General features: G+C 57.2%; 12 protein-coding genes. 9 read left to right on the top strand and 3 right to left on the bottom strand.

Going from position 1 to position 13785, the window contains the following annotated elements:
* Positions 1-15: 15 nt before the first annotated feature.
* The 3 genes from GX466_00480 to GX466_00470 all read right to left on the bottom strand — a co-directional run bounded on the left by GX466_00480 (position 16) and on the right by GX466_00470 (position 3873).
* Complete coding sequence (locus GX466_00480) at positions 16-891, bottom strand: 4-hydroxy-tetrahydrodipicolinate synthase (GenBank protein ID NLH92690.1); 876 nt, start codon at positions 889-891, stop codon at positions 16-18.
* 593 nt (positions 892-1484) lie between these two features.
* The gene (locus GX466_00475; protein NLH92689.1) at positions 1485-2738 is read right to left on the bottom strand and encodes a glycosyltransferase family 4 protein; all 1254 of its coding nucleotides are present in this window, start codon (positions 2736-2738) and stop codon (positions 1485-1487) included.
* 1 nt (position 2739) lies between these two features.
* Positions 2740-3873: a glycosyltransferase family 4 protein gene (locus GX466_00470; protein ID NLH92688.1), complete on the bottom strand. Its 1134-nt coding sequence runs from the start codon at positions 3871-3873 to the stop codon at positions 2740-2742.
* Between the two features lie 221 nt (positions 3874-4094).
* Between GX466_00470 and GX466_00465 the strand changes: the two genes are divergently transcribed.
* The 9 genes from GX466_00465 to GX466_00425 all read left to right on the top strand — a co-directional run bounded on the left by GX466_00465 (position 4095) and on the right by GX466_00425 (position 13447).
* Positions 4095-5552, top strand: a complete 1458-nt coding sequence (locus GX466_00465) for an NADP-dependent malic enzyme (protein NLH92687.1) — start codon at positions 4095-4097, stop codon at positions 5550-5552.
* A 1-nt stretch (position 5553) separates the two neighbouring features.
* Positions 5554-6438, top strand: coding sequence for a hypothetical protein (locus tag GX466_00460; protein ID NLH92686.1), 885 nt, complete (start codon positions 5554-5556; stop codon positions 6436-6438).
* 7 nt (positions 6439-6445) lie between these two features.
* Positions 6446-7753 (top strand): methylenetetrahydrofolate--tRNA-(uracil(54)-C(5))-methyltransferase (FADH(2)-oxidizing) TrmFO, encoded by a 1308-nt coding sequence (locus GX466_00455; GenBank protein NLH92685.1) that lies wholly within the window; start codon positions 6446-6448, stop codon positions 7751-7753.
* Between the two features lie 12 nt (positions 7754-7765).
* Positions 7766-9094 (top strand): GTPase HflX, encoded by a 1329-nt coding sequence (gene hflX, locus GX466_00450; GenBank protein ID NLH92684.1) that lies wholly within the window; start codon positions 7766-7768, stop codon positions 9092-9094.
* A 55-nt stretch (positions 9095-9149) separates the two neighbouring features.
* Positions 9150-9815: a CoA transferase subunit A gene (locus tag GX466_00445; protein ID NLH92683.1), complete on the top strand. Its 666-nt coding sequence runs from the start codon at positions 9150-9152 to the stop codon at positions 9813-9815.
* On the top strand, positions 9808-10449 hold the full coding sequence (locus GX466_00440; protein NLH92682.1) for a CoA transferase subunit B: 642 nt from the start codon (positions 9808-9810) through the stop codon (positions 10447-10449). The genes GX466_00445 and GX466_00440 overlap by 8 nt, the downstream gene beginning before the upstream one ends.
* A 13-nt stretch (positions 10450-10462) precedes the next feature.
* A complete protein-coding gene (locus tag GX466_00435; protein NLH92681.1) occupies positions 10463-11044 on the top strand; it encodes a plasmid pRiA4b ORF-3 family protein in 582 nt (193 codons plus the stop codon).
* A gap of 43 nt (positions 11045-11087) precedes the next feature.
* Positions 11088-11618, top strand: a complete 531-nt coding sequence (locus tag GX466_00430; protein NLH92680.1) for a DUF523 domain-containing protein — start codon at positions 11088-11090, stop codon at positions 11616-11618.
* A gap of 377 nt (positions 11619-11995) precedes the next feature.
* Complete coding sequence (locus GX466_00425; GenBank protein NLH92679.1) at positions 11996-13447, top strand: hypothetical protein; 1452 nt, start codon at positions 11996-11998, stop codon at positions 13445-13447.
* Positions 13448-13785: the final 338 nt, after the last annotated feature.

Raw genomic sequence — 13785 nt, 5'->3', positions numbered from 1 at the left:
GTTGAACTCCTAATATCAGGTTAAATCGTATTCTTTCAGAACAGCGCGCAAAACCTCGCGGTTGGCGTCCTGCAGCGGACAGATCGGCAGCCGGAATTCCAGTTCGATCATCCCCATCATATGCAGGGCTTCCTTGGCCGGGATGGGATTGGTCTCTATGAACATCGCGCCATTCAGCTTCTGCAAGTGCCGGTGCTGTTTGGCGGCGGTGGCGAAATCCCCAATCAGGCAGCTGCTGATGTGCTCGCTCATCAGTTTGGGCACAACGTTTGCCGTCACGGAAATGCAGCCTTTGCCGCCAATGGCCATCAGCGGAAGGTTGAGCGCGTCCTCTCCGCTCATCAGGGAAAAAGTTTCCGGAGCGTCGCGGATAATCTCCGTCGCCTGGGGGATATTGCCGCTCGCTTCCTTGACACCGACTATGTTTGGGCATTCGCGTGCCAGCTTCACCATTGTCGCCGCGGAAATATTCACCCCGGTGCGGCCGGGAACGTTGTAAACCACGATCGGGATGTCCACTTTGGCGGATAGGGCCTTGTAATATCCATACAGGCCGTTTTGCGTGGGCTTGATGTAATAGGGCGTGATAACCAGGGCGTGGTCCGCCCCCAGCTCTTTCGCCCGCTTGGTGGCAGCCAGGGTCTGGTTGTAGTTGTTCGTGCCCGTGCCGATCATCACCGGAACCCGTTTGTTGATCTTCTGCAGGGCGAAAAGCAGCAGCGCCTCCTTTTCGTCCGAAGCCAGGGCGGCGGTTTCAGCGGTTGTGCCCAGCAGCAGGATGCCGTGGGTGCCCTCGGCGATATGGAACTCCAGCAGGGCTTCCAGAGCGGAATAGTCGATCCCGCCATTCTTGAAGGGCGTCACCAAAGCCACATAAGAACCTTGCAACATGTTTCTATCTCCTTTTCCCAATGTGGGTTGGCTGCGCCGGACCAAATCCCCTCCCGGGGGAGGGCGGGTTTGGCGCAGAAAAACACAATTTTAACCATTTTGCCGCGCTCCCAATTTCCGTCAATACAAATATGCGCCAAGCCTCTGACGCCCTGTGGAATTTCATCCCGTTAGCAAATGACCTGCTCCCGCTTTCCTGAAGTAACAGGGAAATTCCAGAGCGGACACGGACAGCCTCTTTCCTTATCTCGACTCAGCCTGGCGTACAGTGAACGCAGTGAAAAGGACGACAGAATGCTTGTGAACTTTAATTTTTTGCTGCCGTCGATGCTGTTGGAGCCTGGAGTCCAGCGAGCCTGCGAGCTTGGACTACAGGAAGTGTTGCTGCCGTCGATGCTCGTGCCTCGCTCGACGCCAGCGTGTGACCGTGTAGAAGCGATGTAGTCTGGCCGTTAAGGCGCTTTCCTGTTTCCCAGTTGTGCCTCCCTCATAATGCCCGCATTTGATGCGAGCACCGTGCGGGAGGCGTGGGAGAGGGATGGCCGCAGGCGCTCAGGGCCTGACCGAGAGGACATTATTGTGAAGCGGTATCCTCAGAAGAGGGTTTTTAGTTTTTCCGCCAGTTTGTCCACCTGGTTTTTGCGCTCCAGTTCCCAGGGGACACGGAAATCCTGCCTGGGTTGGGAGAAGAGGCGCAGGAGGCAGTTGCGGATGCTGTCGGCAGATTCCATGGCGCAGATGAGGTCGTGACCGCAGGAGCGGAGCAGCCCGGCCGCCTCGTTTTGAGCAGGGACCAGGGCCAGGATGGGCCTTTGGGCGCGGAAGTATTCGAACACCTTGGAGGTGAGGGTCCCGCGGGGGCTGGAGCTGTTGATGACCAGAATGAGGGCGGAGGAGTTCCGCATAGCGACAAGGGCTTCACGGTGGCTGAGCTGGGGGATGATGTCGATGAGGTCCTGGATCCCGCTCTGTTCCACTTCCCGGAGGGTTTCGCGGAAGAAGTTTCCGTAGAGCTTCACCCTGGTTCCGGCGGGGAGGGCATTTTCTTCGCGGAGACGCCTGAGGGCGGCGTAAAAATGGCGCAAGCTGCGGCGGGCGTAGATGTTGCCGAAATAGGCGATGTGGAATCCGGAGGGGGAAATCGGCTCTGGGAGGGCGCTGAAATCGGCTTCGTCCCAGCCGTTATAGACGGTGACCATCTTTTCCGCCAGTTCCGCTCCGAAGGCTTCTGCGGCATCGGTGCCGATGCCTTCAGTTGCCGTAACGATGAGGCTGGCGTGGCGGTAGATGCTCTTTTCCAGGCCGCGGGAGAGCTTTTTGAAGATGCCGCTCTGGAGGTCGTAGTCGCCCAGGAGGGTCCAGTAGTCGCGCAGGTCCACGGCCAGGGGGATGCCGCTGGAGCGGGAGAGGGTGAGGGCGCCGAAGCCGGAGGAAAAGGGGCCCAGGGAAATGTAGATAAGGTCGTATTTCCGCCCGCGGATAGCCCTGCGTCCGGCCTTTATCAAAGCGGGCAGCCAGCCGATCTTGTTGTCCACGGGCCAGAGCTGGCGCACTTTCAGCTTCAGCTTTTCCGGGGTGTTCAGGTAAACTTGGGAAAGTTCGCTCCCTCCGGCGTTCCGGCCTTTTTTCAGCAGGGCCATGGGGTCCAGGGAATCGGCGCGGATGAGGGTGGCGGCAGCGTTTTCCTCCATGAGGGCAGGGTCGCGGTAAAGGTATTCGATGTCTTTCACGGTGATCACGTCGCAAACGATGCCGGCCTCGGCGAGGTATTTCACCGTTTTGAGGTTGCGCAGGGCGGCGGGGCCGCCCAGGGGGGGATAGAAATAGCTGATGTAAAGAACGCGCATCTTAGCTGGGACCGAGCTTCCGCATCAGGTCCAGGAGCCGGGGTTCGACGGCTTCCCAGTTGTATTTCCGGTCGATGAGTTCGACGCAGCGCTGGCTGACCTGGTTGTATTCGTCCTTACCGAGGCGGAGGAGGCCGGCGATGGCTTCGGCAATGCTGTCGCTTTGATATTCGCAGCAGGCGCCAAGCCGGTTTGACTCGATCAGGCCGCGCATCAGAGGGGTGTTGATGGAAACCACGGGCAGCCCGGCAGCAAAGTATTCCAGCACCTTGAGGGGCAGGGCGCGCCTCAGGCGCCGGTTTTGGGGATTGAAAAGCCAGAGGCCCACCCGGCTGCGCTTGAGCAGGAGGCCGATCTTTTCCGCCGGGATCCAGCTTTGGTAATAGATAACGGCGTTGAGTCCGAGGGCGTTGAGCCGTTCGTTGAATTCGCGCTCCACCTCGGGCGAAAAAAACCTGCCGAGGATGAGAACGTTCAGGCCGGGAAACTCGTTGCGGAGGAGATAGACGCTTTTGAGCAGCTTGAAGATGCCGCGGTCGGGGGTGAGCCCGCCGATGTAGATGAGGTCAAAATCCATCTCGCAGATGGCGCTGAGCTCCATCGGAATCTCGCAGGTGTAATCCCAAACGTTTTTGACGGGATAGTTGGGCAGGACGAGAGTGTTTTTGCCCTTTCCGTGGGGAACAAGCTGGTCCAGAATCTTCCGGTTTACGGCGATGGTGGCATCCACCCGGCGCTGGAGCTGGCGCTCGAAAGCCAGGTAGAGGGCCTTCACGATCCAGCTAAAAGGCGGATGGAAACGCTCGGCATAGGCGTCGGGAAAGAATTCATGCACATCGAAGACCACCCGGCAGCGCAGCTTGCGGCGTAGAACCAGGCCAACGCAGACCGTGAGCGGCTCCACGCAGATCACGATGTCCGGCCTGAGCTTTTTCGCCTTCTTATAGAGCAGCGGCAGGGCATACCAGGCGGATTCGGTTTCCACCACGTCCTGATAGGGATTCACGGCGGCGTTGCGAACCCCGCTGGCGCAAAGCAGATGCACCTCGCCCAACCTGGCCAGGCTGCGGGCCATCTTGTAATAGAGGCGCACGTCCGTGGTGTGGTGGGAATTGGACACGATGCATATCTTCATTTTATCACCCTTTGGGCGCGGACACTCTTTTGGTGTAAGTGCTTTATTGTCAAGCTGTATTTCGTAAATTGAAGAAACAGGGGGAGGCCGGAACGCTGATGACGGGGTGGCGTTCTCAGCTGAATATCCCGCATTTACGTCATTCCGGACATCACCGATAAAGGTTGACAAACCAAGCCCAATCGCATTTTTGGATTTTCACAAAAAATACTGGATGAACTATGGAAAAATTACGCGGTGACCTGGCCAACCTCCAGGCATATTTTTCAGCCAACTACGCTCCCGAACAACGCTCCGCGGCGCAGACCGCCTTTTTGAAAAAACTCTCGGAACTCACCCACGCCCACTACCGGGGCAAGATGCAAACCCTACCCAAGGCAGGCATCTGGGACTTCAATTGGTTCAACGTGTGGTACACGCCCGGGGTTTCCGCTGTTTCCACCTCGATTCGGGACGGATACGAAAGGTCATACGAACTAAGCAACCGGGGCAACCTTGTGGCCGTGGTGAGCGACAGCACCAGGGTTTTGGGCGATGGCGACTGCGGCCCCGCCGGAGGCCTGGGCGTTATGGAAGGCAAGGCCATGCTGATGAAATACCTGGGCGGCTTCGACGCTATCGCGCTCTGCGTGAACAACCGGGACGCCACTGGCAAACCGAACCCGGAGCGGCTCATCGAGTTTGTGAAAATGCTTGAACCCAGCGTGGGTGCGGTTAATCTGGAAGACATCTCCCAGCCCAACTGCTACCGGGTTTTGGACGAACTTCGCGCCAGCTGCGGCATCCCCGTCTGGCACGATGACGCCCAGGGAACCGCCTGCGTGACCCTGGCCGGGTTGCTGAACGCCTTGAAACTGGCCGGAAAAAGCATCCAGTCCATCCGCGCCGTGCTCTTCGGCGCCGGGGCCTCCAACAACACCATCGCCAGCATCCTGATCCAATCGGGACTGGACCCGCAAAACCTGGTGATGTTCGACAGCCGGGGCGGACTCCACGCCGGCCGTGACGACCTGGCCCAAAACCCCGCCAAATCAAGACAGTGGGCCCTGGCCAGAATTTCCAACCCCAAACGCCTGGCCACCATGGAAGAAGCGATGAAGGGCGCTGACGTTCTGATATCGCTTTCCACACCGGGGCCCCATGTCATCAAGACTGAATGGATCAGGCTGATGGCGCCCAAGGCGATAGTTTTTGCCTGCGCCAATCCCGTGCCGGAAATCTATCCCCACGACGCCAAAGCGGCCGGAGCCTTCATCGTGGCCACCGGCCGGGGCGATTTCCCCAACCAGATCAACAACTCCTGCGGCTTTCCCGGCATCCTCAAGGGCGCTTTGCTGGTGCGCGCCAGCCAGATCACAGACGGCATGGCGATCCGCGCGGCCCATTCCCTCGCCGATTTTGCCGAAGCCAGGGGGATAAATCCCGACAATATCGTGCCCCGCATGGACGAGGAAAACGTTTTTGCCAATGAAGCCGCCGACGTGGCCGAGCAGGCCGTGCGGGAAGGCGTTGCCGCGCAACCGCTTACCCGGGACGAGGTTTTCGCCAGGGCCGCAGCGGACATCCGGGCCACCCGCGATCTCTGCCACCGCATGATGAGCGACGGCAGCATCAATCCACCACCGAGGGAACTTATCGAAACCGCGCTAAAACACACCCGGGAGCTTCTGGGCAAATAGCATGGACGCCACCACCAGGAAAAAGGTCTGGCGTGTTCTGAGCTTCGCGCTCAAGCTGTTGGTGACGGCCCTTATCCTGTATGGGCTGTTCCGCAGGATGGATTTTGGGAAGGTCTGGCAAAACCTGCTCAACCAGCCCGTCTGGCTGATTCTGGCCATCCTCGGCCTGGCAGTTCTGCGCCACTGGTGGCAGTATCTGGCCTGGCAATACTCCCTGCAGATTAATCCCCTCTTCGTCCTGAAGCGGAAAGAGGTGTTCGAATCCTACATGATAGGACAGGCGCTGCGTTTCGCCGTTCCGGGCAGTTGGGGCATCATGGGCAAGGTGGCATACGTTTCGAACAGCAGCAAGGCCGCCTCTATGATTTCCTGCATGCTGGAACGAATATACGTAACCTGGAGCATCTTCGTTTTTGCCAGCCTGGCCCTGCTCTACCTTCCGCACGGAATTCCGGGCTGGGTCCGCTGGCTGCTGTTCATCGGCCTTTTGACCCTGCCTGTCTGGCTGTATTTTGTTACTTACCTGAACCGGCGCTGGGGCAGGCTGCGGGCAGGATACATCCACTACGCGCCGCGGCTCACCCTGCTGATGATCGGAGCCACCTTGATTAACCATTTCCAGTACTGGCTGATGCTGAATCTCAACCAGGCAGTGCCGTTCTGGGACGTGGTGAAGCGGATGTCGCTTTCACATCTTTCCTACAGCATACCGGTAACGGTAGCGGGGCTGGGGCTGAAGGAAAGCTTCGCGATCTCACTGCTCTCCAAGATCGGGCTCCAGGCTGAAAGCATCGCCAGCACGACACTGACTATCTTCATTATCAACGACGTGGTGCCGGCCCTAATCGGCGCGGGTATCTTCCTGAGGATGAAGGGAATCCGCTAAGGCAAACATGAAAGCGATCACCATCATCGGCGCGGGCCTCGCGGGCAGTGAAGCCGCTCTCCAACTGGCGGACAGAGGATTGGCGGTTAAGCTTTGCGAGATGCGCCCGGGCAAAATGACCCCAGCCCACCAAACCAGCCTGGCCGCGGAACTGGTTTGCAGCAATTCCCTCAAATCCACCCTGCCGGACACGCCCGCGGGCATGCTGAAAGAAGAACTCCGCCTGCTAGGTTCAAAGCTTCTGCCCATCGCGGAAAACTGCTCCGTTCCCGCCGGACACGCCCTGGCAGTGGACCGAGAACTCTTTGCCCAGAAAGTGGATGCCTTGGTGCGGACGCATCCCAAGATCGAAATGGTGCACGAAGAGGTGACCCGGCTTCCGGAAAGCGTATGCATCCTCTGCAGCGGCCCCCTCACGTCGGACGCTCTGGCGGCGGAACTGCAAAAGACTTTGGGCTCCAGCCAGCTCTGCTTTTTCGACGCCATCGCCCCCATCGTGGCTGCCGACAGCCTCGATTTCAGCCGGATTTACCGCAAAGACCGCTATGACAAAGGTGACCCGGATTACCTCAACTGCCCTTTCACCCGCGAGGAATACTACACTTTCATTGAAGCCCTGCTGAGCGGGGAGCAGTATCAGGCGCGCGAATTTGAGAATGAGTTTTTCCGGGACCTGAAGTTCAACTATTATGAAAACTGCACCCCGGTGGAGGAACTTGCCCGCAGGGGAAAAGACACTCTGCGACATGGGGTTATGCGTCCGATGGGCTTAGAACACGAGGGTAAAAAACCCTTCGCGGTTCTCCAACTAAGAACCGAGAATAGGGACCAAACAGCTTTCAACCTGGTGGGCTGCCAGACCATGCTCCGCCAGGCCGAGCAGAAACGTATTTTCCGCCTCATCCCCGGCTTGGAGCAAGCGGAATTCCTGCGCTACGGCTCCATCCACCGCAACAGCTATCTGAACGCGCCCCAAGCCCTGGCTCCCAACCTGACTCTGCGCAACGCCCGCCATGTCTTTGTGGCCGGCCAGCTTAGCGGCGTGGAGGGCTACATGGAATGCGTAGCCACAGGTTTGCTGGTGACCAGGATCCTGGCTGAAGGCATCCCGATGCTGCCGCCGGAAACGATATTGGGCCAGCTCTGGCGGCGCCTTATCGATCCCAGCCAGAAGAACTTCCAGCCGGTGAACGCCAATTTTGGCCTGCTCCCAGCTTTGAAAGTGCCCATCAGAGACAAGAAACTAAAGAAACTGAGCCTCTCCCAACGCGGGCTGGAGGCTCTGAAAACCTTTCTGGAAGAGGAAAGTGACTAAGCAAGGAGGACCATGAACGACAGAGAGCAAGAACGGCTGGTCGAAGAATTTGACCTCGAACCGGATACCTGGGATGATTTCGAACGGTCGGAGAAAACGGCGTTTTTGGCAGCTATCGTGCGCCCCGGCGAATCCGATGCCGAGGCTGCTGCCAGCCTGGAGGAACTGGAGCGCCTGGCCGACACAGCCGGGATTGAGGTCCTGGGCGCTTACACCCAAAGACGCGGCCACCCCGAGCGGGCCAGCTTTTTCGGCAAGGGCTTCCTGGAGGAGATCAGCCAGAAAATGCGCCAGGCCCAGGCTGAAGTGCTTATCGTGAATGAAGAGCTGACTCCCATCCAAGGCCGCAATATCGAGAACAATTTCGGCATCAGGGTGATAGACCGCACCGAGGTGATTCTTTCCATTTTCCACGATCGCGCCCGCACCCGCGAAGCCAAGCTGCAGGTGCGTTTGGCGGAACTCCAATACCAACTTCCGCGCCTGCGCCGGCTCTGGGGCCATTTCGACAAAGAACGCGGCTCCCAGCGCGCTTCCGGCGGTGCGGCCACGCGCGGCATGGGCGAAAAACAGATCGAGATCGACAAACGCCTCATCCGCCAGCAGATTCGCAAGATCAATAAAGCCATTGCCGACATCACAAACCAGAAGGAAACCCAGCGCAAACAGCGCGACCGCACCAAGAAAATTTGCCTGGTAGGCTACACCAACGCCGGCAAATCCACCCTGTTCAATTCCATCACGGAAGCCGGGGTACTGGTCGAGGACAAGCTTTTCGCCACTCTCGATTCCACCTCGCGCCAGCTCAAGCTTTCCACCTCCTTCCCTGTGGTGATCTCTGACACGGTGGGCTTCATCTCGAACCTGCCCCACCACCTGGTGGCCTCGTTCAGCGCCACTCTGATGGAGGTCAGGGACGCCGATTTGCTGCTGCACGTGGTGGACATCTCCGACGAGCGCTTCGGCTATTACATCGAGCAGGTGAACTCCGTGCTGGCCAGCATCGGGGCGCAGGACATCCCCCAACTGCTGATCATGAACAAAACCGACCTCGTGGACGACACCATCTGCCTTTTTGTGCAGAGGCGCTATCCCGAAGCCGTGCTGATCAGCGCGCTGAATATTGAGCAGGTGGATAAACTGCTTCCAAAACTGGAGCAAAAACTTTTCCAAAACCGCCTCTGCAAGGTCTTTCTGCCTTTTGACAAGGGTTCCCTGGCCTCGCTTTTGTACAGGATCGCGAACATTCAAAAGGAGGAGTACCGGGCCGACGGCATCTATCTGGAACTGGAGATCAGTGAGGACGACCTCCACCATGTGCAAGACTATCTGTTGACATAAAACCCCGCGTGGAAAATAATGTCCGCATAATATCATTAAAGTCATAGGAGAAGTAATGTTCAAACAAATCACCGCGACAGAAGCCGCGGCCATGATCACCCCCCATGACCGGGTCGCCATCGGCGGATTTCTGGCAGTAGGCGCGCCGGAAAGCATCATCGACGCCCTTGTCGCCGCCGGCACCAAAGACCTCCATATCATCGTCATCGCCTCGGACTGGGAAAACCGCGGCATCGGCAAACTGGTGGTGAATCACCAGATCAAAAGCGCCCAGGTTTCCCACACCGGCACCAACAAAGAGATCCAGAACCAGATGAATTCCGGCGAAATCTCTGTGGAACTCGTCCCCCAGGGCACGCTGATGGAGCGCTGCCGCGCTTTTGGCATGGGTTTGGGCGGAATTCTTACCCCCACCGGAATCGGCACCGTGGTTGAGGAAGGCAAGCAAATCATCAATTTGGACGGAGAGGATTACATCCTCGAAACCGCCATCCCCAGCGACTTTGCCCTCATCCGCGCCTGGAAAGCCGACCGCAGGGGAAACCTCATCTACAGCAAAACTGCCCGTAACAGCAACCCCATCATGGCCATGATGGGCAAGATCACCATTGCCGAAGTGGACGAAATCGTGGAAACAGGCGAGCTGGATCCCGAGCATATTGTCACCCCCGGAGTTTTTGTGAATTACATCTGCCTGAGCAAGGAGGCCAACAATGGATAAACGCGCAATGATCGGAGCACGAATCGCAAAAGAACTCAAAGACGGCGACTACGTTAACCTGGGCATCGGCCTGCCTACAGAGGCCGCGAACCATATCCCGCCTGGCGTTCACGTCATCTTCCAATCTGAAAATGGCGTCATGGGCGTGGGCCCCGCTCCTGCTGAAGGCAGCGAGGACCAGGACATGATCAACGCCGGTGGAGGCTTTATTACAACTGTTCCCGGAGCTTCTTACTTCGATTCCGCCACCAGTTTCGGCATCATCCGCGGCGGCCATCTGGACATCACCGTCCTGGGCGCCCTGCAGGTTGATCAGCACGGCAATCTGGCCAACTGGATGATTCCCGGCAAGATCATCCCCGGCATGGGCGGCGCGATGGACCTTGTGACCGGGGCCAAGAAAGTGATCGTTGCCATGGAACACTGCGACAAACGCGGCAACCCCAAAATCCTCAAGGAATGCACCCTGCCCCTCACCGCCAAAGGCAAGGTGAGCCTGATCATTTCTGACCTCGCCGTAATCGAGGTGACCCCCCACGGCCTGCTGCTGCAAGAAGTTAGCGAAGGCTACACAGTGGAAGACGTGATCAAGGCCACCGATGCAGATCTGACCATTCCGGGACATCTTAGATAGAGAGCCATCCCCCATTAGCAAAGCGTGTGTATCAGTTCAAAACACCCTTCTGGACACCAAACCGCCTATCTGGAGACGCATCCAGGTTGCGGAAAATTATCGCTTCTGGGACCTCCACATGGCAATTCAGAATGCCATGGGCTGGCAGAACTGCCATCTTCACCAATTCACGATTTATTCGCCCAAGGAAATGGGACTTGTTGAGATCGGATTGGGGGAGGAGGATTTTAACAAGCTTCGCATTTTCGAGTGTGTTTCCAAGTATTTTTCCCTGGAAAACACCGACGCGTTGTATTGGTACGATTTCGGCGACGATTGGAACCATAAGGTCACTTTGGAAAAGATCATCCCTGCCGACCCCAAGCACACTTATCCACGCTGTATAGCCGGGAAAAGGGCCTGCCCGCCTGAAGATTCAGGTGGCGTATGGGGCTTTTACGAAATGCTGAATGTTCTGGAAGACCCCGAACACGAAGAACACGAAGACCTGCTTGAATGGCTTGGCGATGCTTATGACCCGGAACATTTCGATCCCAAAGAGGTTCTGTTTGAGGAACCCAAGGAAAGCGAGAAAGCCATAACCTCATTGTATTGATGAATGAAGATAGCCCAAGCCAAGAGATTAGGGACGACCTGCCATGGATGAAAAACCGAAAATCGGCATCAGTTCCTGCCTCCTGGGCAACAAGGTTCGCTACGACGGCCGGCACAAATACGATGCCTGGCTGGTGGAGACCCTCGGTAAATATGTAACTTATGTGCCTGTCTGCCCTGAGGTGGAATGTGGCCTTTCTGTCCCCCGCGACCCCATGCGCCTCGTGGGGGAGGTGGAAAGTCCTCGTCTGCTGACCATCAAGGACCGGACAGACCACACCCCACGCATGCTGGAATTCTGCGTCCGCAAGCTTTCCGAGCTCGCGGACGCGGAACTCTGCGGCTTCATATTCAAGAGCAAATCACCTTCCTGCGGCACGGGACGGGTTATAGTCCATCCAGACAAAAATGGGTCTGGCGGGAAAGAAGGCATGGGCATCTTCGCTCGGGAATTCATTAAAGCCTTTCCCCACCTGCCCGTGGAGGAGGAAAGCCGGCTGCAGGACCCCGCGCTGCTGGAAAACTTCATCGAGCGCGTCTACATCATACAGCGTCGGAACAAGCCGCGCCGCTAACTTTTTTCCTACTTTTCCCTTTCTGATTATACGGATTCGATTGATTCACGAATCCTTTTCCTCTCTCAAACCCGCTATTGGTCAACTAGGCGTCGACCTTCCACTCAGCCTGGAGTCCAGCGAGCCTGCGAGCTTGGACTACAGGACACTTGTGAGCTTTTAATTATTTGCTGCCGTCGATGCTCGTTCCTCGCTCGACGCCAGCTTCCCCGTCAACCTCGCTCCAAAGGAGCAAAGGGCAGGGGGATGGACGCCTGTCCGTTTTGCCTGTCATCAGCACCCGAACTTGATTCATCTAGAGATGATTATTTTTCTTGACACATTTTACAACACCACAATAATGTGGTCCAGTTAAAACCAGTCTTATGGAGGTAAAAATGAAGACGGTTAAAAGCTTGGTTTTGTGTTGTGTGCTGCTTTGCGGAGTGGCGGTTTTGGGTGCGCAGGCGCCCCACTGGCTGTGGGCGCGTGGGGCGGGAGGGGCAAACTCTGATGAAGGCATATCCATAGCCACCGACAATCAGGGCAACCAGTATGTGACAGGGGCTTTTGAAGGCACAGCCACTTTTGGCAGCCAGATCTTCACGTCAAACGGAAGCTGTGATATCTTTGTTGCCAAGCTGGACCCCAACGGCAACTGGCTCTGGGTGGTCCAGGTGGGAGGGACAGGGCCTGATTGGGGAGCTGGCATCACCTTGGACGGAGCGGGCAGTGCCTACGTGACCGGGAGTTTTCGAGGCACAGTCAGTTTCGGCAGCCACACCCTTACGGCGTATGTCAATTACAATGATATCTTTGTTGCCAAGCTGGACTCCAACGGCAACTGGCTCTGGGCGGCCAAGGCAAGTGGGGAGTACACTGAATATGGAGCTAGCATCGCCGTGGATGGCTGGGGCAATACCTATGTGACCGGGATGTTTGACAGTACAATCACTTTTGACAGACATACCATGACAACAAACGGAGCCAGAGATATATTTATCGCCAAACTGAGTCCCTCCGGCACCTGGCTCTGGGCTGTTAATGCGGGAGGAGGAAGCTGGGATGAGGGATATGATATCGACGTGGATGTAGAGGGTAACGCCTTTGTGGCCGGGTATTTTAATGGAACGGCCACATTCGGTAGCCAGACCCTGACGTCAGGCGGAGGAATTGATATCTTTGTCGCCAAGCTGAACTCGAACGGCAACTGGCTCTGGGCGGTCCAAGCAGGAGGAACAGCGGATGACAGGGGACATGGCATTGCCTTGGATGGCTCGGGCAACGCCTGGGTGACTGGGATTTTTTGCCTCGCCGCCAGTTTCGGCAGCCATAGCCTGGCAGTAAGTGGATACGACAGCGATATCTTCGTCGCCAAACTGGATCCCTCCGGCAACTGGCTCTGGGCTGTCAGAGCGGGAGGGACAAAACCGGATGTGGGATACAGAATCGCCGTGGATGGCTCGGACATCGCCTATGTGACCGGGTATTATAATAATACCGGCGCCACTTTCGGCAGCTATACCCTGCCGCCAAATGGATATCGTGATATCTTTGTCGCCAAGCTCGGCATTCACCCGGGTGCAGGAATCCCCATAGCCCCGCAAAACCTGAGTATTACAAGAAACGGCACGCATATCTTTCTGGATTGGGGCGACGTTGCATTTGATCTGGCTGGCAATCCGGTGAGCGTGGACCACTATCGGGTCTATTATTGCGCCACCGGTCCCGCAGGCCCCTTCACGGTCTTTGGTGAGGATGGTTCGATCACACAATCGCAGTGGACGCATAGCAACGCGGCCTCGCAATCGCCAGGCTTTTACTACGTTACGGCGGTGATCGCGGACTGAGAGGACGCGCAGAGACAGCCCGCAAGCTGCCAGCCGTTTTATCGCGCCGGACCCTTTGCCTTTCGCCGTGTGAACGTCTCCTGGCCGTTAAGGCGCTTTCCTGTTTCCCAGTTGCGCCTCCCGCATGATGCCCGCATTCGATGCGGGGATCATACGGGAGGAAAGGGAGGGGGATAAACGAAGGCGCTAAGGGTGTGGCTGGCAGGACAGCACGGCGGGCAAGCAGATATGGCGCTCTTTCAAATCAAATAGGTTAGCTTGTAGGGCGATATAAGGCTAGCTAAGGAACGCAGGCCCCTCGTACACTGGATTCCGGGTCAAGCCCGGAATGACGTGGG

Source organism: Candidatus Cloacimonadota bacterium (genome assembly GCA_012516855.1).
Classification (GTDB): domain Bacteria; phylum Cloacimonadota; class Cloacimonadia; order Cloacimonadales; family Cloacimonadaceae; genus Syntrophosphaera.
The sequence above is the reverse complement of the archived record's forward strand: the minus strand, read 5'-3'. Positions and strand labels throughout refer to the sequence as shown.